Source organism: Methanobrevibacter sp. UBA188, from assembly GCF_905234905.1.
Lineage (GTDB): Archaea > Methanobacteriota > Methanobacteria > Methanobacteriales > Methanobacteriaceae > Methanocatella.
Genome location: NZ_CAJOJM010000008.1, coordinates 26,109 through 48,582 on the forward strand (window position 1 = coordinate 26,109; position 22,474 = coordinate 48,582).

Annotated in this window: 23 protein-coding genes; 7 read left to right on the forward strand and 16 right to left on the reverse strand. The window is 32.0% G+C overall.

What is annotated here, in order from left to right:
• Nucleotides 1-8: 8 nt before the first annotated feature.
• From QZ143_RS02765 to QZ143_RS02780, 4 genes are all read right to left on the reverse strand, one after another.
• Nucleotides 9-848 carry a MotA/TolQ/ExbB proton channel family protein gene (locus tag QZ143_RS02765; RefSeq protein ID WP_292606129.1) on the reverse strand — a complete coding sequence of 280 codons (840 nt, stop codon included), beginning with the start codon at nt 846-848 and terminating at the stop codon, nt 9-11.
• An 87-nt stretch (nt 849-935) separates the two neighbouring features.
• The gene (rnhB, locus tag QZ143_RS02770; protein WP_292881035.1) at nt 936-1,550 is read right to left on the reverse strand and encodes a ribonuclease HII; all 615 of its coding nucleotides are present in this window, start codon (nt 1,548-1,550) and stop codon (nt 936-938) included.
• 45 nt (nt 1,551-1,595) lie between these two features.
• A complete protein-coding gene (locus QZ143_RS02775) occupies nt 1,596-2,669 on the reverse strand; it encodes a rod shape-determining protein (protein ID WP_292606127.1) in 1,074 nt (357 codons plus the stop codon).
• 2 nt (nt 2,670-2,671) lie between these two features.
• Nucleotides 2,672-3,310, reverse strand: a complete 639-nt coding sequence (locus tag QZ143_RS02780) for a hypothetical protein (RefSeq protein ID WP_292606125.1) — start codon at nt 3,308-3,310, stop codon at nt 2,672-2,674.
• Nucleotides 3,311-3,715: 405 nt separating this feature from the next.
• Here QZ143_RS02780 and QZ143_RS02785 point away from each other — a divergent pair, with 405 nt between their 5' ends.
• From QZ143_RS02785 to QZ143_RS02800, 4 genes are read left to right on the forward strand one after another with little or no spacing between them, the layout of a single operon-like run.
• On the forward strand, nt 3,716-4,411 hold the full coding sequence (locus tag QZ143_RS02785) for an archaetidylserine synthase (protein WP_292606123.1): 696 nt from the start codon (nt 3,716-3,718) through the stop codon (nt 4,409-4,411).
• Between the two features lie 57 nt (nt 4,412-4,468).
• Nucleotides 4,469-5,626 (forward strand): DUF515 domain-containing protein, encoded by a 1,158-nt coding sequence (locus QZ143_RS02790; protein ID WP_292881014.1) that lies wholly within the window; start codon nt 4,469-4,471, stop codon nt 5,624-5,626.
• Nucleotides 5,627-5,662: 36 nt separating this feature from the next.
• Entirely contained in the window at nt 5,663-6,385 is a 723-nt protein-coding gene (locus tag QZ143_RS02795; protein WP_292606119.1) for a sortase, read from the forward strand.
• Nucleotides 6,385-6,756, forward strand: a complete 372-nt coding sequence (locus tag QZ143_RS02800) for a dihydroneopterin aldolase family protein (RefSeq protein WP_292606116.1) — start codon at nt 6,385-6,387, stop codon at nt 6,754-6,756. The genes QZ143_RS02795 and QZ143_RS02800 overlap by 1 nt, the downstream gene beginning before the upstream one ends.
• 1 nt (nt 6,757) lies before the next feature.
• Here QZ143_RS02800 and mfnA read toward each other — a convergent pair whose 3' ends face one another.
• The 3 genes from mfnA to rplJ all read right to left on the reverse strand — a co-directional run bounded on the left by mfnA (nt 6,758) and on the right by rplJ (nt 10,889).
• Complete coding sequence (gene mfnA, locus QZ143_RS02805; protein ID WP_292881017.1) at nt 6,758-7,915, reverse strand: tyrosine decarboxylase MfnA; 1,158 nt, start codon at nt 7,913-7,915, stop codon at nt 6,758-6,760.
• Nucleotides 7,916-7,974: 59 nt separating this feature from the next.
• Nucleotides 7,975-10,254: a phosphoenolpyruvate synthase gene (gene ppsA / locus QZ143_RS02810; RefSeq protein ID WP_292606112.1), complete on the reverse strand. Its 2,280-nt coding sequence runs from the start codon at nt 10,252-10,254 to the stop codon at nt 7,975-7,977.
• A 152-nt stretch (nt 10,255-10,406) separates the two neighbouring features.
• The gene (gene rplJ, locus QZ143_RS02815; RefSeq protein ID WP_292606110.1) at nt 10,407-10,889 is read right to left on the reverse strand and encodes a 50S ribosomal protein L16; all 483 of its coding nucleotides are present in this window, start codon (nt 10,887-10,889) and stop codon (nt 10,407-10,409) included.
• 219 nt (nt 10,890-11,108) lie between these two features.
• Between rplJ and QZ143_RS02820 the strand changes: the two genes are divergently transcribed.
• Both QZ143_RS02820 and QZ143_RS02825 read left to right on the forward strand, forming a co-directional pair.
• Nucleotides 11,109-11,339 carry a KEOPS complex subunit Pcc1 gene (locus QZ143_RS02820; protein ID WP_292606108.1) on the forward strand — a complete coding sequence of 77 codons (231 nt, stop codon included), beginning with the start codon at nt 11,109-11,111 and terminating at the stop codon, nt 11,337-11,339.
• A 208-nt stretch (nt 11,340-11,547) separates the two neighbouring features.
• The gene (locus QZ143_RS02825) at nt 11,548-12,597 is read left to right on the forward strand and encodes a hypothetical protein (protein ID WP_292881020.1); all 1,050 of its coding nucleotides are present in this window, start codon (nt 11,548-11,550) and stop codon (nt 12,595-12,597) included.
• Here the strand turns inward: QZ143_RS02825 and QZ143_RS02830 are convergent.
• A complete protein-coding gene (locus tag QZ143_RS02830; RefSeq protein WP_292606104.1) occupies nt 12,586-13,671 on the reverse strand; it encodes a nucleotidyltransferase family protein in 1,086 nt (361 codons plus the stop codon). The genes QZ143_RS02825 and QZ143_RS02830 overlap by 12 nt on opposite strands.
• A gap of 85 nt (nt 13,672-13,756) precedes the next feature.
• Here QZ143_RS02830 and QZ143_RS02835 point away from each other — a divergent pair, with 85 nt between their 5' ends.
• On the forward strand, nt 13,757-15,013 hold the full coding sequence (locus tag QZ143_RS02835) for a dihydroorotase family protein (protein WP_292881022.1): 1,257 nt from the start codon (nt 13,757-13,759) through the stop codon (nt 15,011-15,013).
• Between the two features lie 44 nt (nt 15,014-15,057).
• Here the strand turns inward: QZ143_RS02835 and QZ143_RS02840 are convergent, their stop codons facing one another.
• The 8 genes from QZ143_RS02840 to QZ143_RS02875 form a co-directional block, all read right to left on the reverse strand.
• A complete protein-coding gene (locus QZ143_RS02840; RefSeq protein WP_292881024.1) occupies nt 15,058-16,293 on the reverse strand; it encodes a 4Fe-4S binding protein in 1,236 nt (411 codons plus the stop codon).
• Between the two features lie 20 nt (nt 16,294-16,313).
• Nucleotides 16,314-17,741: a Ni/Fe hydrogenase subunit alpha gene (locus QZ143_RS02845; protein ID WP_292881026.1), complete on the reverse strand. Its 1,428-nt coding sequence runs from the start codon at nt 17,739-17,741 to the stop codon at nt 16,314-16,316.
• Nucleotide 17,742: 1 nt separating this feature from the next.
• Complete coding sequence (locus QZ143_RS02850; RefSeq protein WP_292606098.1) at nt 17,743-18,669, reverse strand: F420-nonreducing hydrogenase; 927 nt, start codon at nt 18,667-18,669, stop codon at nt 17,743-17,745.
• Nucleotides 18,670-18,685: 16 nt separating this feature from the next.
• Nucleotides 18,686-19,111: a hydrogenase iron-sulfur subunit gene (locus tag QZ143_RS02855; protein ID WP_292881029.1), complete on the reverse strand. Its 426-nt coding sequence runs from the start codon at nt 19,109-19,111 to the stop codon at nt 18,686-18,688.
• Nucleotides 19,112-19,420: 309 nt separating this feature from the next.
• Nucleotides 19,421-20,671 carry a SufD family Fe-S cluster assembly protein gene (locus tag QZ143_RS02860; protein WP_292881038.1) on the reverse strand — a complete coding sequence of 417 codons (1,251 nt, stop codon included), beginning with the start codon at nt 20,669-20,671 and terminating at the stop codon, nt 19,421-19,423.
• Nucleotides 20,640-21,395, reverse strand: coding sequence for an ABC transporter ATP-binding protein (locus QZ143_RS02865; RefSeq protein WP_292606092.1), 756 nt, complete (start codon nt 21,393-21,395; stop codon nt 20,640-20,642). Before QZ143_RS02865 ends, QZ143_RS02860 begins: the two co-directional genes overlap by 32 nt.
• A 133-nt stretch (nt 21,396-21,528) precedes the next feature.
• Nucleotides 21,529-21,795, reverse strand: a complete 267-nt coding sequence (locus tag QZ143_RS02870; protein ID WP_292606090.1) for a PRC-barrel domain-containing protein — start codon at nt 21,793-21,795, stop codon at nt 21,529-21,531.
• Nucleotides 21,796-21,850: 55 nt separating this feature from the next.
• Nucleotides 21,851-22,459 carry an NTP transferase domain-containing protein gene (locus tag QZ143_RS02875; protein ID WP_292606088.1) on the reverse strand — a complete coding sequence of 203 codons (609 nt, stop codon included), beginning with the start codon at nt 22,457-22,459 and terminating at the stop codon, nt 21,851-21,853.
• Nucleotides 22,460-22,474: the final 15 nt, after the last annotated feature.

Genomic DNA, 22,474 nt, shown 5'->3' on the forward strand with positions numbered 1-22,474 from the left:
TTAAACACCTATTGTCTTAATTTACTTTCAGTAATTTCAGCATTAACATTACATTTTTCTAAAATAATATTTGAAATACTTTTATCCAACATACTCGGTTTAAAAGAAACCTTAATATTAGCATAAGGGTCTGAAATTAATCTAGTGTTAACAACACCTTCAGCTTCTTGAAGAGCTTCTAAAGCACATTCCACATTTGAATCAACTCTAACTTTAACTACAGCATAACCCCAATTAGTCATTTTGGTAGCCAGTTCAATTTTATCCATTTCAGCTTCAATTAAACCTTGAATATATGTGTGAAGTGGAAGCAATATGATTGCTACAAGCAATCCCATAATTGTGGTGGTTAATGCCACATAAATACCTTCAGCCATAGCTGCAGAGTCAGGATGAACACCTAATGATTTGAAAGTCATCCAAATACCTATAACAGTACCAATTAATCCTAAAAATGGAGCCAATTCGATAAGAGTCTTTAGAGTATTTAAACCTTTAGTCATTTTAGCTACTTCAACAATAAAAATCTGTTCCATACTCTCTTCAACTTCAGTTTTATTTTTATATCCAATTTTTAAAGTTTCAGAAATAATTCTGGAAATAGGATTTTTAAAACCATTTATTTGCTTTAAAGCTTCAACAGCACCGCCCCTTTCCATAGAAGCAGTTACAACACCGAAAATTTCAGTTGTATCAACTTTACTAATTTTCCTAAGATATGCAATTTTTCTAATAGCAATAATGAGACCATAAATACCAATGAAAAGAATTATATAAGTGATAATTCCCCCTTGAGTAAAAATATCCATCATACCATCAAAAAATGGCGAAACATATTCTATAATCATATCCATCCTCTAATTATATCATATTGAATTTTATAAAAATAAATATATTAATACATGTACTTAAATATTATTTAAAAAAATAAGATTCTATTTCATTTTTGAAACTGTTGCCCATGATTTTCTAACAAATTCGGGCATTTCATCATAAGTATAATTATTTAAAAATTTTTTAGTGGTTGGGTCTGATGGATATCCAGAACCTATTCCACCGGTTTTGATATATTCTTTATTAATTTCTGCAATTTGAGCATCTCTTTCAGCTTTTGCAATAATAGATGCAGCACTTACTTCAATATATTTATCATCTGCTTTATGCTCAGCAATTACATTCACACCAGTGGATTCGCAAAGATAATTCTGAAATCTTTCAGCCTTAACATCCACAGCATCGACAATAGCTTTTTCAGGATTTAAACGAATAATTAAATCTCTCATTGCATTCTTTTCAATATCATTAAGATTAATTCCATCGGCTCTCATTTTATCAATTTCTAATGCTGAAATGACCACAATTTCATAATCAAACATCTTTTTTAGTTTTCTTGATAAAATTGTTCTCCTATTAGGGGTCAATCTTTTTGAATCTTTTACTCCCATCCTTTCAAGAACTTTTTCCATTTTTTCGGGAATAATTACACCTGCAATAACCATAGGTCCCAAAACAGAGCCACGACCAGCTTCATCAATGCCTAAAATATCCATAAAAATCATCAAAAAAAAGTAAAAAAAAGAAATAAATAATAATATTTATTTCATAGCCCTGAGACGAACTTCAGGTTCTAATGCAAGAGGTTCTGCAGCAACAATAGCAGTACCTTTAGCAACAACTGTCATTGGATCTTCAGAAATTTCAACAGGGATAGAAATTTCATCATAAATTCTTTCTTTTAATCCACGGAGTCTGGAACTTCCACCAACTGCAACAGCATTGTTGTAAACGCCCATCATTAATTCTGGAGATAATCTTTCTAAGACCACATTTAAACCATCAACGATTTGTTGCATATAAGGCTCAACAGCATCGGCTACCAACATTGAATCAATAACAACTTTTTTAGGTCTGTTAGTTTCTAAAGATTTACCAATTACTTCAACACTTAAGTTTTCTAGTTGTTCGGAACAGTGAACCATACCAACTTCCATTTTTGCAGATTCTGCATCATGAATACCAATAGCTACATCATATTTTTCTGCGACAAGTTCCACGATTTTATTATCAATGTCATCCCCACCACATCTAACGGTTTCGATGTCATTAATACCACCAAGAGATATGATTACTATATCAGTTGATCCAGCACCAATATCAATAACCATAGTACCATTTGGCTCAGCAATAGGTAAACCTGCACCAATAGCTGCTGCCAATCCTTCACTAATAACTAAAATATTTTGAGCTCCAGCTTTTCTACCAATTTCTTCAGCAGCATTCTTTTCCACTTCAGATGCATCCCCCGGAATTCCAATAACAATTCTTCCAACACTTTCACCCTCATTAATACCAATCTGCATTGCTTTAATGAGTAATGCTTGTGCTTGAACAACATTTTCAATAACACCTTTTTTCAAAGGTCTTACTGCAAGTATATCTTCAGGAGTTCTACCAAGCATTCTTTTAGCTTCTTCCCCTACAGCTAACACTTCAGATGGATCATCTTTTTTTACTGCAACAACAGAAGGTATTTGATATAAATCAAATTTATCCCCAGAAGGTTTTGCAATAACAGTGTTTAAAGTTCCTAAATCTATTCCTAAACTATTGCTAATAACTTTAGTATTAGTAACTTGTGGTTCTTCCTCATCCTTTCCAAAAATATTCATGATTAATCCTCCGTTACAATATCTTTAAAATCTATAACGAAAATCTTATTTGATGTAGCGATACTTTGAACCTTTTTTACAAAGATTTCTTCATCTACTGAAATTAAAATTGTTGATAAAACAACTTCATTAGCATTGTAAAATGGTTTCAAAGCAGATTTGATGAAGTTTGGTAATTTAACTTCATTACTTATGTCTATATTAATGAAATTAGTAGTCTGTGATTCTTGCAATATGGCGAAGGAAACCTTTGATTTTTCAATGATTGATACTGCATTCCTAATTACATCATCAGGAGCTATAAAAACCATCAAATTAGGTTCTTCAACTAAATATTTACGAGGGATGGCAATAACTGCTCCCCCTTTGTTTTTAGTTTCATTTTTAAAATCATTTATAATGATTGAATTGCCATAAACCATGATAAAATCAAATTTTTTATCTAATTTACCTTCTTTTAAAATAACATGTTCTCTGAACAATATTTTAACATTGTGATTTGAAGCGATAGCCTTATAAGCCATTGCATCGATTAACTCAGCACTGCCTGCAATAATACACCAACTTTTTTCTATTTTATAAGAACTATCATTGGTTATTCTTGCAGCTTGTCTAAGAACACGTATATTATCTTCAATCATTTAACTACTCACATTACATTAATTTAATTTCATTAACTTTAAAAATAATTGGTAATATTCAAAAACAATTAAAATTAATCATTTAAAATATTAGCAATATCACTCTCTTTAAAGTCTAACAATTAATATTTTTTTATATTATTATTATATATATTTTGTTGTTTAAGGTTATTTTATAAAATAATAAATAAATTTCAATTTTTAAAAGTTTTCTAAGTGAAATCAATATTTAAAATAGAAAAAAATAATTTATTTTTAATTAAATTTAAAAACAATAGGTAAACTATGTAAAACAATAAAAAATAATACTTATTAATAACTAAAAATAAATATAGATAATAATAAAACGATTTACAAGATAAAATTAATAAGATATGAGATGAAAAGTATTACTGGAGTCAAAACATGGAAATTGAAAGAACCAATATTCAAAATTTTATTGCAATATCCGACATTATTTCATTATTAAATATGAGTTCGGGGTTTTTATCCATAATATGCTCAATAAATCATAATTTTGAACTATCAGCAATTCTGATGATTATTGCAATTATATTTGACTCCATAGATGGTTGGGTAGCCAGAAAAGCGAATAGAGATGACAGTTTAGGTTTTGGAAAAAATATTGATTCCTTATCTGATATCATATCATTTGGTGTTGCACCTGCAGTATTTCTCTATACTTCCCTAAACACCGCCTCAATACCATTACAATTAATAGCAATACTTGTTAGCTTATTAATCGTTATTTGTGGAGTTTTGAGATTAACTAGATACAATGTAATAGCAGACCACATTAAAACAAGCGGATTTATTGGTTTTCCAATTCCAGGAATATCCTTTATAATTGCCACATTGTATTTAAGTGGATTATATAACAATTATTTGGCATTATTGTTAGCTACAATCGTGTCAATTCTAATGATTAGTAATGTCAAATATCCCAAATTCTCAAACATGCCAGCAATTATAATATCTTGCATACTAATCGTATTAATCATACTTCCAATTCCAACAACAGCATATGGCGTTAACATACCTGCGTTAATCCTATTATTATTCTGCTTATACTACCTCATTATTAATTTAATTAAAAAATGAGACCCATTTACTCCTATTAATTAAATTAACCATCAAAATTAAAAAGGAGTATTTAAAATGAATAATAAAAAACCAAGAGATCCATTTAATTCAGACGGTTTTGAAAAAACAAAACTAGATGAACTTTTACCAAAACCAAAGCCGAAAGAAGATGATGAATTATCACTATTAAAAAAGTTTAATCACAAACTTGGAGTTTATTTAAACCCCAGTGATACAGATATAACTGAAAATGAAAAACGAAGAAAAATAGGAGTTATAATAACAATTTTAATATTTTTAACTTTGATAATTTCATCATACTATTTTTTAATATACGAACCTGGACAGAAAGAATTATCATTAGAAAAAACAACTAAACTGAATGAACTTCATGAATTATATACAGGAGCGCTAGCAGCATCACCCAATGAAATGGCTCTAGAAAATAAGATTGAAAATGGAAAAAGCAATTCAGAAGTTGAGATGATAGATATTATTAATCCAGCCACAAAAGATTGGAAATCGTATCATCAAAAATCTATAAAATCCAACATAGATAAATATAATCGAACAATGGCAGTTTATTCAAATGAAAGTAAAAACGTGATAATGTCACAAAATGAAGCAATAAAAATCGTCAATGATAATGATGCAAGAATTTTATCAAAAATCAAATTTGAAAAGCCAAATACCGTATCTGTTCCAGTATTGGTTTCAAGGCTTCAAGCAGGAGCAGGACTGGTGAATGTTGGAAGCATTGTAGATATATATTCAAACTTGAACGAAAGTGGCGAAAATTTTAGCTCAAACAATACAAATCCAGACATCAGCGGATGTACTGTTTTATCGATAATGAGATACGAAGAAAACGGAGAAGTGGATTCCGAATATTCAAAATCAAAAATGAATGTCCACGGAAATGTCACAAATCCACAGGAAAATTCCAAAAAATTTTCTTCAAATGTATTGGAAATGATAAAAGGCAGCATAATGAACGGATATGACGAAAAAGAAACATTTGAAATGTTAAAAAATTATGGAGTAAAACTATCAAACTATGAAAGGCAAATAAACTTGGGCGATTTAGATGCACAATATATGCTTTTAATTGAAACACCTCAAGACAAAGTGAACTTCATGCTAAACAATATGGACAACATCGTATTAACTATTCCTACAACAAACGCACCTGATTGGATGGTGAATGAAATAAGTTCAACATATGAAAATTAAAAAATATTATTAATCAGATATAACAAAAGTGATATTATGAAACGACCAAGTATCATGACAATAGTTGTTATTATTTGTATAATAATAATTGGAATGTATGCAATGGGAGAAGTGAATTATTTTGCATCCAAAATAGTTGTTGAAAGGAATGTTGAATCCCCAACCGTTGTCATACCTTCAATCGGAGTTCAGGAAAAAATCAATAATGTATCCCTTAACCAAGGTGTTTTTCATGAATTAGACTCTTATAACCCCGATGTTGGAGATGTTCTGATATTCGGACATAGAACGCTCCAAGGTTCGCCGTTTTTAAGACTTAATGAAATACATAACGGAGATTCATTTTTACTTGAATGGCCTGGAATTGGAGAATTGAAATATAATGTAATTGATACAACCATCGTTCCAGCATCATACGAGCTTAATGCACAGGAAGGTGGAAAGAATGTTTATCTAATTACATGCGATCCAATTGGTTCAACCGAGAATAGATTAATTGTCAAAGGAGAATTAGTTGATACACAACCAATCAATACAGCAATTATAAATAGTAATCCTCAAGAATCAAATGCACTATTTATAACAGCAATATTCTTAGTTGTTGGTCTTATATTTAGCTTTTTCTATCCTAAAGACAATAGAGCATATATTTTAGCTACAGTCCTGATTATCACGGCCATATTAGCATTTTGTTGTATTCATCCGATACCTTCGGAGCTAATATATGATAAAATAATATTCCTAAATGGAGGATTATGATGGACGTGGATGAAAAATATTTTTCCAATATAACAAAAAGGGAAAGAGCAATATTTGAAGGTGCAATAAGTATGGGAGCGCTATTCCACCAATTTGTGGGAACTCCCGTCAATCAACAGTCAAAAGGTAGTTTAGAAAGAAGTATGGAAGAATCACTAAAGCTACAGCCTGCAATCGAAGATGTGCAAGTTAAAATTAGATTTGATAAATTAGAAGAATCAATGACTGAATTCGATTATACTTCACTTACCGGAGATATGTTGGATGTTAAAATATTTACAAAAGTGGATAATGTTAAAGCAACCATAAGAATTGAATTCATTGAAGAGCTAAATTACCCATTGATGTATGTAGAAAATATTGAAGAATAAGTTAGTAGATTTTCTCCAAATCTTCTAACAATTTTTTTAAATGACTTTTTTTAATATGATTCATCAATACAACACGAATTGCAATAGGACATTTTGCAACAGAAACTTTCCATCCCAATTTATCCAATTTTTCTGCAAATTGATGGGCTTCAATTTGAGGATGATTGAATGCGACAATATTTAATTCCGGCTCGCATACCACATCATAACCGATTTTTTCCAAACCATTTTTAAAAAAGTGAGTATTATCCATTAAATTTTGAGCTATTTTAGAATATCCTTTTTTACCGAAATACTTCATAATTGCATAAGTTGCTGCAGAAGATGCACCCAAACGTGTTCCAACAATTGTAGATTGAGTTTTTACAGTTAAATATGGAGAATCTACTGCCATAACCTGCAAATATTCCTCTTTTCTAAAGATAATTCCACCAGCAGGAATAGGTGCAAGACCCATCTTATGAGGGTCAACAGTGATAGAACAAACTCCCTCAAGGGAAAAGTCAAAAACTGGCAAATCATAACCCGCTTCTTTTAAAAAGGGAATTGAAAATCCTCCAAATGCTGCATCAACATGAAAATAAATATTATTTTCATGAGCAATTTTGGAAATCTCACCAATAGGATCAATTAAACCCAATTCAGTTGTTCCTGCAATAGCAACAATAGCCACAGTTTTATCAGAAATAGAATTTTTAACTGATTCAACATCAATTTTATAATCATCATCTAGTTCAGCTTCAACAATTTTTAAATTAAGCATATCGGCAGCTTTTTTAAAAGAAAAATGAGCAGAACTTGGAATGATAATTTCACCATCAACAATGCCTTTATACTTCCGTGCATGATTCCTGGCAGCACGAATTGCCATCAGATTAGCTTCAGTACCTCCAGTAACAATATTACCGTAAGCATTGTCAAGAGACAATAAGTCCCCAATAGATGCTATTACTTTCTCTTCAATAAGTTTAGTTCCTTTAAATAAACCTGGATCTCCAAGATTAGTATCTAAAAATTTGCAGTAAACCTCTTTTGCAAAAGGATGTGCTTCAGTGCACATGGAACCTAAAATTCTGCCATCAGAATAATTATAGTCTAATTTATGGATTTCAGACAATTCGTCTAAAATAATTTTTTCATCTATTGGTTCATCTTGCATAAAATACCCTAATTTAAAAATAATTAATAAAAATAAAAATAAAAAAAGAAAGAATAAAATTATTCTAAACGTTTACGGGCAGCGTCGAGAATAATTTTTTGTTCAGCTCTAGCAACAGTTTTTCTCACATCAGCAATAGCGTCAGTATTGGATGATACACTTGTAATTCCAAATCCAACAAGTTTTTCAACAATGTGAGGTACACTACCTGCTTGACCACAGATACTACATTTAACACCAGCTTCAGCACATTTTCTAATTGTTCTTTCAATTAGTTTCATTACTGCAGGGTGTTCTTCAGAGTAGTGTTTAGCAACGAATTCATTGTTTCTGTCAACTGCAAGAGTGTATTGAGTTAAATCATTAGTTCCTAAACTTACAAAGTCAATTCCAACTTTAATATACTCATCAATCATTATTGCTGCTGCTGGAATTTCAACCATCATTCCAAACTCAACATCTTTATGAGGTTCAAGACCTACTTCAGAACATAAAGCCTTAGCTTGCACTAATTCTGCAGGACTTTGAGATAATGGAATCATAATTCCAATATTAGTATAACCTTTCTCATGTAACTTTTTAATAGCTTTGAATTCACATTTAAGAATTTCAGGTTGATCTAATTCTCTTCTAATTCCTCTCCAACCAAGCATTGGGTTGTGTTCTCTAGGTTCGTTTTCTCCACCTTCCAAAGTAATGAATTCATCAGTTGGAGCATCTAAAGTTCTGTACCATACTGGTTTTGGATAGAATGCATCTGCTACAATTTGAACATTTTCTGCAATAGTGTCTATTAATTCATCTTCATTATCATCAGCGATGAATTTACCAGGGTGAATACCTGATGTTAACATCAAGTGTTCGGTTCTTAAGAGTCCGACACCATCCGCACCAGTAGCAGCTGCTTTTTCTGCAGCTTCAGGCATACTTACATTAGCTTTTACTTCAGTAACAGTAATAATTGGAGCTGCTTCTACATTGGATGCTACCGGAGCAGCTTCTTCTTTAGTTTCTGAAATTCCTTCAAATACTAAACCTTTTTTACCATCTAATGTTACACCAGAGTTTTCTTCTAAAGTAGTTGTAGCACTACCAGTACCTACAACACAAGGAATTCCAAGTTCACGGGAAATAATTGATGCATGGCAGGTTACTCCACCTTCATCAGTTACAATACCACTAGCTCTTCTCATAGCAGGAACCATGTCCGGAGTAGTCATGGTTGTAACCATTATGTCCCCATCTTTAATTTTATCTAATTCATCAATGTCTAAAACAATTTTTACTTTACCGGAAGCCATACCTGGGCTTGCACCGAGACCTCTAACAAGAACATCACCTAAATCAGAAGATTCATCACTGTCTTGATCTACTTCAGCATCTCCCAAAGTAGTGATTGGTCTAGCTTGCAATAGGAATAAACTGCCTCTTTCAAATGCCCATTCAGTATCCATTGGCTCACCGTAATGAGCTTGAACTCTTTTACCCATTTCAGTTAATTGAATGAGTTCTGAATCAGATAATACTCTTTCGTTTCTTTTTTCTTCAGGAACATCTACTTTTACACTAGTACCGTCCTCATCATTAGTGTACATTACTTTTTTATCACTGATTGTTACATTGATAATTTCATTGTTCTTTTTGTCAACTTGATAATTGTCAGGAGTTACATCACCGGAAACTACTGCTTCACCGAGTCCCCATGATCCTTCAATTAAAGCAATTTCTTCACCAGTGGATGGGTTTACAGTAAACATTACTCCTGCTTTATCTGCATTTGCCATTTTTTGAACAACTACTGCAATAAATACTTTGGAGTGTTCAAAATTATTTTCTTCTCTGTAGAAAATTGCTCTTGCTTCAAATAAAGAAGCCCAACATTTTCTGATGTAGTCAATTACTTCATCATTTCCGGAAACATGTAAGAAGGTATCTTGTTGACCTGCAAATGAAGCTTCAGGTAAATCTTCTGCAGTAGCGGAAGAACGAATAGCTACATCAGTGTCATCTTCTCCAACTCTTTGACATAATTGATTGTATGCTTCAAGAATTAATACAATCATATCTTCTGGAATAGGGGTTTCATTAATGATTGTTTTGATTTCTTCAGCAGCTGCCTGAAGTGCTTTTGTATCATTAATGTCAATTTTTTCAAGAATACTCATGACTTGACCATTAATTCCAGAGTCTTCCATAAATTTTTCATAAGCTTGAGCAGTTACTACAAAACCAGGCGGTACTGGAATACCCGCTTGAGTTAATTCACCCAAATTAGCACCTTTTCCACCTGCAATCCCAATATCAGATTTATTTAAATCCTCAAATTTTACAACATACATGAAATATAACCTCTTGGATTAAAAATATATTACATTGACAATAGTTAAATAGCCAACATTATATCTATATTTAATTTTTAATGTTTAAATATTTAATGAAAATTAGAAAAAATGATAATAAAAAAAAGTAGAAAAAAAGTTAGTTAAAAAATCTATTTAACTAAATCTTGACCTTTGTCGACAACAATTTTACATGGAACTGGTAATTTCATACCTGCTCTTTTTAATGCAAGTTTAGCGTCTTCAAAGTTCTTTTCTTGACAGTCGATAGTGATGATTCTTTGATCTTTTTTAACGATAGCTTCAACACTAATAGGTTTACCGAAAGCGTTTCTCATACCACTTTGTACCCTATCTGCACCTGCACCAGTTGCCATTGGGTTTTCCCTTACAATTTGGTGAGGGTAGACTCTTAATTTTAAGTGGTAACCCATTCTACCAGCAGCTCTTTGCATTAATCTGTTAGAAGCAATCCTTGCAGCTTCTAAAGAATTATGTCTAATTTGAGCTGGTTTTTTAACAGCTAAACTTAATGACACTGGGAATTCATCTTTTAAGTTTCCCATATCATATTGTACAATTCTTGAATTTGGGGTTTTTCTAATATAATCTCTTCTAGTATAAGCACGAACCATTATTATTCCTCCGAAATAAAAATAACATGTTAAACATGTTTTATTAAAAGAATAGCTATGAATAACGAATTTTTGAAATAGCTATATAAAAATTATATATCGTAATATAATAGAATACTTAAATATATTAATTTAGTTATTAATAAAGGTTACCATATTTTCGAAGTTTAATGATAAAATTATATAATGGCAAATAACATATTTATTTATAGTGACATTATGAAAATATCAGGAAATATTACATTTAATTTTAAAAATGAAAAAGATGCAAAACTCATATATGATTCTTTAGAAGTAGACAATGAAAATTATCTCGAATCTGAAATAGAAGGCAATGAAATCAACTATAAAATTACTTCAAAAAGTCTAGGAAGTTTTTTAACAACTGCAGACGATTTAATAGCATCTGAAATTGTATCTGAAAAAATAATTGAAAATACAAAAAATTAATTTTTAAAATTATTTTAACTTATAAAACATATATAATTGATTTTAATAATTTTCAAATAAAAATATGAATATTCATATACTAATTTTATAAAAATAAAAACAATTGTAAAGAAAAATTTATAAAAAAAAGTTTAAAATAGCAAGTTTTATATAAATAAAAAAAAATATATTAAATTATTATTAAATTAAATTGAGAGAGTGTTTTAATATGGCATGTCATTATCATCCAGAAAGAGAAAGTACAGATATATGTGCAATTTGTGGAAAGCCAATCTGTAAAGAATGTGGTTTAGAAATTGCAGGAAAAATTTATTGTAAAGACTGCTTACAGAAAATTGTAGGAGTCGGAATAGAAAACAACGCTGAACCTGTTGAAGAACCACAAGTTGAAAATGTTTACAATACTCAAGAAGAAGTCATATATGATTCTGAAGAATCTATTACCCAAGAATACGGAATCGCTGATGATTCCCCATACAACATAAGAGACAATATCGAGTATTCAGGAGGTTTGGAATCATCTTATTTATATGAAACTGAAGAACCTCAACAAGTTGTTCAAAATGAAGTAGAATATGTGCAAGAACCAGCACAAACCCAACAAGTTGCACAAGAAGAATATTATGCACAAGAACCAACACAAATCCAACAAGTCGTTGAAAATGAAGCTGAATACTATGCACAAGAACCAGCACAAACCCAACAAGTTGCACAAGAAGAATACATTTACCCAGACCATTCTTTTGAACCGCAAACAACTAGCGCAAGAATGGACTTAGAAGACAAATACGAAAAATATTTGGATGATTTGTACTTTGATGAAAAAGAAGTTCCTCTAGAAGAACAGCTTGCAAAGGACGAAGAACAATTTGGATCATTAACCAGAAGACCATATAAACCTAGTGAGACACCTGCTCAAGAGCAAAAAAGAGCAAGATCCGAAACTCCTGAAGAAATGGAAGCAAGAATTAGAGCAGAAATACTAAAAGAACAAGGTATTGAACCTGAAAAAGGTAAAAAAGATAAAAAAATTAGAGAATCCAATGAGAATATTCACAACCTAAATTACCAAGAAGAAAAAGAATCAATGGGTGCTGTTGACATATTACTAACCATTGTTTTAGTCATTGTGATTTTAATTGTTATTTACTATCTCGTTTACCTGTTCGTATTACATTCTACATATCCAACATTTATGGATGCACTTTATGGACTTAAAAATCCACAGAATGTTATTAACAGTGCTCTAAGCAAATAATGAAATATTTTCATTATTTACTTTTTGTTTAAAACTTTCCAAACACTCTTCATTTTTATATCCTAAAATCCGGATATTTGATGGGTACCTGTCAATATATTCGGAAATATCACTTTTTTTTATTGGATTTTCCATAATACTTAAAACACGCTCTTTAAAATGAGTTGAAAATCCCTGAAGGATTGAGTTTTTTAATTCATCGACATTGTCATAAAACCTATTATCGACAATGTTTTTTGCTAATTTTTCATTAAATAGATTTAAGTTAACCAATTCATCATAATCAAAATTATTTGCAGTATTTAAAATTGAATCCTCATCACGAATCCCATAAATAATCGAATCATTTTCAATGGCATCCCTTAATACATCAATAGTCTTTTGAGGCATCATATCCAAGACATCAGTAAAATTATCTTCCAAAATACTTTGCCTTATTAATGTGCCGCTTACGCCTCCGATTCTTTCTACAAATAAAAATTTATCTTTAAAATCAAAACCTATTTTTGACAGGGAATTCGCAAAAGAAGCGATTACATAATTATCTTCTTCAAGTTTATCCTTTAAAAGAATTTCACCAGTTGTTTTATCAACGATTTTATAAGGTTTTGGAGCAATATGATGTCCCATATTGATTCTTTTTAAAATTTCATCAAAGCCATCAACTTTCTTATAACCTCTTGGAATATGAGATGTGTTTAATGCCTTAAACATTTTACAAAGACATAACGAATACTGACCTGAACCCATAATTCCCATAGGAGGTCCTTCAACAACAATATCTGCACCTACAGAGATTGCAATTTCAGATCTGAGTTCTCTTGGAAGTATGTATGGAATGCCCCTACCACTTCTTTCAAATAATCCCGGCACAATAGCAACAAATAATGAATCGGGAAAATGTTGCTTTGCAGTTTTCATGCAATGAAAATGACCGTTATGCAACGGATTATATTCTGTAAAATCAGCTACTAAATTAATATCTGAAGAAGTACTGGAAACCTCATATTCGCTTTCCAAATCATTGAAAAACAATTCCATATCTCTTTTAAGAATTGATGAAACTTGAGTCATATATTAAAATATTTACTTTAAATTAAAAAAAATTTATGTTCAATTAATAATATAATATTAATTATAATATATCAGGAGTCAAAATATGGATTTAGTTATAAAGAATTGCAGATTTGTAGATAAGCCAGGAGAATTTTACATTAAAGTTGATGAAGGAAAAATAGTTGATATTTCAAAAACACCTATTAAAGCAGATGAAATCATAGACATTAAAAACAATTATATTCTTCCAGGTTTTATTGACCCCCACATACATTTCAGAGATCCTGGCCTGACTCAAAAAGAAAATTTTAAAACAGGCAGCTTAAGTGCTGCAAATGGAGGATTTACAACAGTATTTGACATGCCAAATACACTGCCTAAAACAAACACTTACAAGGCACTTAAAGAAAAAATTAAAATCGCTGAATCTAAATCCGTTGTAAATTTTGAACTTCTAGTTGGAACAAATACCCTTGAAGAAATGGAAAAAATGATGAAACTTAATCCGATTGCATTTAAGATATTTATGGACTTGGAAAGTGATGAAAGTTTAGAAGAAAATTTCCATAATTTGTCAATATTAAAAGAAAAAACCAATTATAATGGGATTGTAGCGACCCATTGTGAAAAAAAATCCATTGTTGAAAAAGAAACTTCAAGGTTAAAAGAAAAAGACGAAAATGAAGCAATTGACTACAGTTATGCAAGACCGGCCATGTCAGAAGACGAATCTGTAAAGCAAGCTATTGAACTTGCAAGGGCGAATAATTTATCTTTACATATATGCCATTTAAGCTCAAGGAAATCCCTAAGTCTTGCAAAAAATGCAAGTAAAAAGCAAGCAGTAAGTTGGGAATTTACACCACACCATTTATTACTAGATAATTCAGCATACAATATATATGGTACATTCATTAAAACTAATCCACCACTTAGAGAAAAAGAAGACAGTATAAACATCGGCGATTTAGATGAAACTTCAATTATTGGAACAGACCACGCACCTCACACAATGGAAGACAAGCAAAAAGGTGTTTGGAATTCATCACCAGGAATACCAAACTTAGAAACCGTAGTGCCACTGCTTTTAACCGAAGTGAATAAAGGAAATATAGATTTAAAAATAATACCAAAAATCTTTTCCGAGAATGCATCAAAAATATACGGCCTTGAAAATAAAGGCAAAATAGATATTGGAAAAGATGCCGATTTTACAGTAATTGATTTGAAAAGAGAAGGCACATTCAATATTGAAGAATTTGAAACAAAAGCAGAATACTCCCCATTTGACGGTTTAGATTACATTGGAATGCCAATAATGACAATTGTCAAAGGAAAAACAGTAATGAATAAAATTTAACTAATTTTTAAAAAAAAGAAAATAAAAAAGGTGTGTTTTCACACCTATTTATAACATAATGCGTCTTCTGGACATGCTTCCATACATTGACCACATAAAGTACAGAATCCTGCAATTGGTAATTTAGGATTATCTGTTTTATGAAGCATATCGTATGGACATGCGTCGATACAGTCACCACATTGGTCACATTTAGATGGGTTGAATGAAATCCTATCTCTGGTTACAGGTTCACCATCAATAGTTACTTCGTATTGTTCAACTTTTAATGCATCGTTAGAACAAACTGAAGCACAAGCTCCACATCTAATACAACTAGTGAAAGATGGTTCAGCATCAGTTTCTACTAAAGCTGGGCAGGACATACCAGTTTTGGTAACTACACGGATAGCTTCAGTAGGACATTTGTTAGCACATGCACCAATGAAATCACATTTTTCTACATCTCTTCCGATACCTTCTGCATCAACAGGTGCACCTTCACCCCATTCTACATCAATTTCTAATGCATCAACAGGACAAAGTTTTACACATAAACCACATGCAGCACATACGCTAGGAATTGCTACTGTTAAGCTAGCACTGTTAGCAGCAATGAAATCACCAGGACATGCTTCTACACAGGTGTTACAACCGATACATTTAGCGGAATCGAAAGTGAAAGATTTGATTTCTTTGGAACGTTTGACTGGTATTTTTTCAGCAATGAATATTGCATTCCAAGGACAGGTTTGTGAACATAAACCACATCTAATACAGTCATCGTTTACAGTAACAGGACTTCCAACTTCTTCAAGAGTGATTGCACTTACAGGACAAGGTTCTACACAAGTTCCACATCCAACACAATCTTTGATGTAAACAGGACCTTTTCCATTGAGATCTAAATCACATTCTACAGGTTCTTTTACACCAGGAATTCCAATTACATCAACAGGACAAATGTCAACACATTTTTGACACATTACACAGAATCCTTCAACTTCTTTTAATTTTTCACCAGTAACTTTAATTGTTTCTTGTGGGCAAACTTCTTCACATTTACCACAGGAGTCACATAATACAGAGTTGAATACTAATCTTTTTTGAGTTACTCCTTCAGTAACTTCATAATCTTCAACTTTTAATGCACCTTGTGGACAAACGTCAGCACATTTTGGTTCTTCACCACAAGTATCACAGTGAATAATAGAGCTAGGTGTTACCTCAATAGCTGATGTAGGGCAAGTACCTTCACAAGCACCACATTTTATACAGCCATCTTCATTAAATACTATCATTTATAAAAACCCCCTTAAATTTAGAATTTTTTAATGAGGTTTCCTTCACTGTCTACAATATCTACTTCAGCTAATCTCATTTGACTATCCATTGAGTGGGTAGCACAAGATAAACATGGATCGTAAGCTCTGATAACCATTTCCATTAAGTTGAAAATACTGTCATCTACTTCTACACCAGGTTTGATGTAATCTTTAGCAACTTGGTGAATACCCATTTCCATAGCTGGGTTGTTTTGGATTGTAGCTACAACAATGTTAGCGTAATTACATAATCCATTATCATCAGATTCGTAATGGTGGATTAAAGTACCACGAGGTGCTTCTACAATACCTACACCTTTACCTTCAGTTCTTTCTAATTCATCTGGGAATTTTTGACCAGATAAATCTTCTTCTAATGCTGCAGCAGCACATTCAGCAGATGCTAATAACTCAATGAGTCTTGCATAGTTGAATAATAATGGTGCTTGAGCATATCCGAAAGCATCACGGAAAGCTTTAAGAGCTTCTTGTGCGAGAGGTGCTTCTTTAGGCATTTGGTCACAAACATTAATCCTGGATAATGGTGCAACTCTGTAAATACCTTCTGGGTATCCCATTTCTTTAATGTAAGGGAATTTTAACCAGGAGTAAGGTTTTACGTGTTCTGCAACATAGTCAGTGTACTCTTCGTTTCTGTATTCGAACATGTCGCTTCCATCTTTGTCTTTGAATCTAATGTTACCATTATATACATCCCAAGTTCCGTCAGGTTTTACAGTACCACAGTGTCTAGTGTCACCGAAGTTACCTAATGAAGAGATTAAGTCAATGTTTTCTTCAAATACTGGAATAGCTAAGTCTAAAGTAGCTTGTGCTAATTCTACATTTTGTTTAGCTCTTTCGAGTAAATCTTTTTGAGTATCAGCATCTAATTCAGTAGAGATACCACCAGGAGTGGATGAAGTAGGGTGAATAGGACGACCACCTATTTTTCTAACCATTTCTAATCCGTTTCTTCTGATGTTAATAGCTTGAAGTGCAACTTCAGGCATGTCTTTAATTACTTGGAAAACATTTCTAGTTTTTCTGGTTCCGTTAGGAATGATTAAATCTGGTGCAGCTAAGAAGTAGAAATGAAGTGCGTGGGAGTGCATGTATGAACCCCAGTTCATAATTTCTCTCATTCTGTAAGCAGCAGGTAAGATTTCGTAATCATCAAAACCAAAGATTTGGTCAACTGCTTTAGCAGCTGCTAAGTGGTGTTGTACATCACAAATACCACAGATTCTTGGTACGATTCTTGCTAATTCTTCAACAGGACGACCAGTTAAGAATTTTTCGAATCCTCTGAATTCCATAACGTGTAATCTTGTTTCTTCTACATTTCCTGCATCGTCAAGATGTACGGTAATTTTAGCGTGTCCTTCAATACGAGTAACAGGCTCCATAGTAAGTTTAACCATTTTATTCTCCTCCTTTCTGCATTTTCATAGGTACTAAAGCTGCAGCTAATGTGTAAGTATAGAATGTACCTACAATATCATCTAATTGATCTGCGACAGTTTCAGGATCTACAGTTTTATCTTCGTTTACACCGTAGTCAGATGCAATCGCACTGATCATTTTTGCTCCTTGATCTAATACTTTAGCAGTAGGACCGTAACATCCTCTACATTGGATACCAATGGAAGGACATTCTGCACCACATAAGGATACAGTTGCAGGACCCATACATACTAAACCTTGGGTAATTAAACATAAATCTGGTTCAGGAGCTCCTAATTCAAATTGTCTTTTAATGAAGTCCATAGCTAAACCAGCAGGTGGTTTTTCTCTAGGACATACTTCACAAAGGTTAGTTGAAGGTAATTCGATAGTTTCTCCTCTTAATAATGTTAAAATAGCTTCTGCTACAACATCTGAACGAGGTGGGCAACCTGGAATCATTAAATCAATGTCCATACATTCACTTAATGGTCTTACTCTGCTTTCGAGATGAGGTACATCTTCGTTAGGAATAATTCCATCAGGGTTTACAGTAGATACTGAGTTAATGTATGCTTCTTGTTCTAATTCTTCAACAGTCCATAAGTTTCCAAGACCTGGAATACCACCGTAACATGAACAAGTTCCGTAACAAATTACCATGTTAGCTTTTTCATTTAACATTTCAGCTAATTCTCTGTTTTCATCGTTTCTGATTCCACCTTCGACAATAATGATATCTAAATCTGGTACTTCATCATATTTAGTATCCATGAGCACAGGGGAAAATTCAAAATCTGCAAATTCCATTACATCAATTAAGGATTCGTGGAAATCCGCAATGGATAAGTGGCAACCGGAACATCCGCCTAACCACATAGTTCCTATTTTAACTTTATCTGCCATATTAAACTCCTCCAATTTATCTTTCAGCATCTAATTGTTCTTTTAATGGAGCTGGACCTAATTCTTTGATTCTGTTAACCATCATTTTAACAGATTCAGAGAATTTTTCACCTTCGGATGCAGAAATCCAATCGTGGTGAACTCTTTCTTTTCCAATTCCCATATCTTCGACTAATCTATAAATTAATCTCATTCTACGATCTAATTTGTAGTTACCAGCATCATAGTGGCAGTCACCCATGTGACATCCAGCTACAAATACCCCATCAGCACCTTCTTGGAATGCTTTTAAAACAAATTGTGGGTCAATTCTTCCAGAACACATTACACGAATAACTCTAATATTCGGTGGGTATTGCATCCTTGCAGTACCTGCTGTGTCTGCTCCTCCATAGGAACACCAGTTGCAACAAAACATTACAATTTTTACATCATCAGCCATAGAGTTTCTCCTCCTCTATAAAATATTTTTTACAATTTTGAAAAACTTTTGTTTCTCAAAACCAATTTTAAAGTTTTTTAAAAAATTTTAAAATCTTTTTTTAAGGAATACATGTTTAGGTACGCCTTAAAATCACAATTTTATGTACGTAATGAGCTAGCTCAGCATAACATTATGTACTGATTAATATATTTCATTAATAATTAATATAAAGGTTACTTAGAAAAATAAGCCAAAAAGTTTATATACTATAAAACAAATTTTCGAAAATAAGAAAAATAAAGACAAAAAAAGAAAAATTAGATGGAATTACATTCCATCGAGACTCATATCAATCATATTCTGAGTTTGCTCAGCCAATTCATCAGGAAGCCCTGTAATATCCATGTTCAAAAATCCTCTAACAATCATGGATTCAGCATCTTCTTCCTTAATACCTCTGGAAGTTAAATAATTGATTTCATCTTCAGAAATCTTACCTACAGCAGCTTCGTGAGACATTTCAAGATTTGCAGAGCTTGCTTCCAATTCAGGAACCGCATAAATGAAACTATCATCAGATAAAACCAATCCGTGACATTCCAAATGACCTTTAACATCAGGTACAGTTCCAGCCAAATGACCTCTAGCATATATTTTGGATTCATCCTGAGCAACAGCTCTTGATATAACTTCTCCTCTAGCACCTTCAGCATTCAATAAGACTCTTGAACCTACATCAATAATGGAATCTTTTTTACCGCCTTGTATACTTTGGAAAATAGCTCTAGAGTTTTTACCATCACAATATGCAGTAGGAAATGACTGGATAGTGCTTACAGGACTGGTTAAGATATAATTGTTAATATAAGTTGAATCATCCATTAATTTAACACCTGTTCTTGGACGTACTTCCACTTCTTCAGCCCAATTATGAACCATAGTAAATGTTATTTTAGAACCTGGTTTTAAGTACATTTCAGAAACACCGACATGCATTGCAGATGAAATGTCACTGCCTGTCGCACATCCTGTAATCAAATGTAGTTCAGAGTTTTCTTCGGCAATAATAACATTGTGTGCAGTTTGCATAATGTCAGTATCGCTAATGAACATGCAAGCCTGAACCGGCATTACTTCCTTAGTTCCAGGAAGGGACCTTACAAAGTATCCGCTTTTTACGCCATCTTTTTCTTCACGAAGTGCAGTTTTTGCAGTATACTTATCTGCATCCGGTTTGACAACATTCCAAAGATAATCTTCAACCCAACTGTATTTATCCAATGCAACACCAATATTCATTACCTCAATTGAGTCAGACATGGAGTTATTGGTAAAAATATTACTTTGGTCAACTTGTAAAAATGATCCAGACCTGTTGTTTTCTTCAGTGTCAACACCGACTTTTAAAAGGTCTTTTTTGGTTTGTTTATTCAAATCATCCAAATCATCAATCATATCCAAAGCATTGACAGTTTCATCAGTGAAATTTTCAATGGTAATATCAGCACCTAAAGCTGCCTTTTTATCTTTTGCTCTTTCTGCATCACTATAAACATTGCGCACACTCAACACATCCATTAAAACCATTTTTTCTAATATCTTCTAAAATTTCAGAAGGATTTCCAGAACAAGAAATTACCCCATCTATTAAAACATGTGCTTTATCTGCACTGACAAAATTTAAAATATAACCTAAATGAGTAATTAAAAGACCACTTCTTTTTCTTGAACGTTGTGGTTTATCTTTATCCAATAAAGTTCCTATTTCAGAAGCCAACAATTCTACATTTTCTATATCCACACCGGAATCCGGTTCATCAAACATAGTGAAATCAGGCATTTGAGCCAATAACTGTAAAATTTCAGAACGTTTTACTTCACCACCGGAAAATCCTAAATTAACATCCCTATCCAAAAATTCATCGCTGAATTTAAGTTGTTTAGCTAATTCTTGCATCCTAGGATTCAATTCTTCATCCATATCCTGATTAGAAACTATTTTTAATAAATCTCTTACTGATACTCCCCTAATGGATGGAGGAGTTTGAAAACTTACACCAATACCTAATTCTACTCTTTCAGCAGTTGTCAAACTAGTAATATCCTGACCTTTAAATTTAATAGATCCTTGAACCACATTATATTGTGGAAAACCTAAAATAGTTAAAAATAAAGTACTTTTACCAGCACCATTCGGTCCTAAAAGAACATGAGTTTCACCTTCTTCAATTGAAAGGTTGATATCTTTTAAAACTCTTTTACCAGCCACCTCAACGCCTAAATTTTCTATTTCAAGCAACATATAATCACCTTAAAAATAAATATGAATTTGTTATACTAATATAAATTTAATCTACTAAATATAAATAGTTAACACAATATATAAAAAGAGATTAAAAATAAGATAATAATAAATAAAAAAAGAGATAACTGAATTATTCAGTTACAATAATAAATTCGCCAACTTTTTCGACTTTAGCAAAAGGAACTAACAATAAGTCACCATTTCTTTTAGCACCTTTCACATGAATATTACGGTCGCTTTCAACTCTAATAGCAATATCAACAATTTTACCGGTTTTTTCGTTGATAATTAATTCATCCAAAACACCAAGGATGCGAGCATTATTGGTAGCAACCTGATAATTTTTAATTTCACTCCATAATTTTTCTTCTCTTTTTGGAATTTGTTTATTTTCCATGAACTCACCTAGTAAAAATTAAATTTAGTTATATAAATATTTAACTTCATTATATTTAAACATAATATTGATTGTATAATTTTTCAGCAACTTTGCTATCGGGAATAGTATTGATATTTAAAGCCAGTTCGGCTTTTGGAATAATTAACTGGTCTTCATCCTGAACTATATTAATACTTCTTAAAACATTTAAGCCTGAAGGCACATTGCCATTAAATTCATAAGTAAATTCAAGTCCCAAATCTTCAAAAATCTCAACAGGAACAAGAACTGACAAAGCATCTTTATCAGACTTCAAATAATATTTTAAAACATAGTCTATAGTTTCTGTTGAAATAAATGGCAAATCTGCATTAATAAAAAGTAAAATATCTTCACTGGATTGATTTTCAAAATAATCCAAGATAAATGACAAGTCAGTCAAATAATCATCCCCTGACGTATCCAAAATTTGAAAATCATCATCAAGGGAATTCAAGTAATCGATTGTTTCAAGAGTATTGGGACTGACTGCAATAATTAATTTATCAATTAATTTAGATTGATTAACATTATCAATTACATATTTAATTAAAGGTTTATCATGTAATTTGAAAAGAGGTTTTTCACAAGGAACTTTCAGTCTAGTTCCCCTACCTCCGGCCATCAAAATTGCATAAATCATGATAAACCACATTAA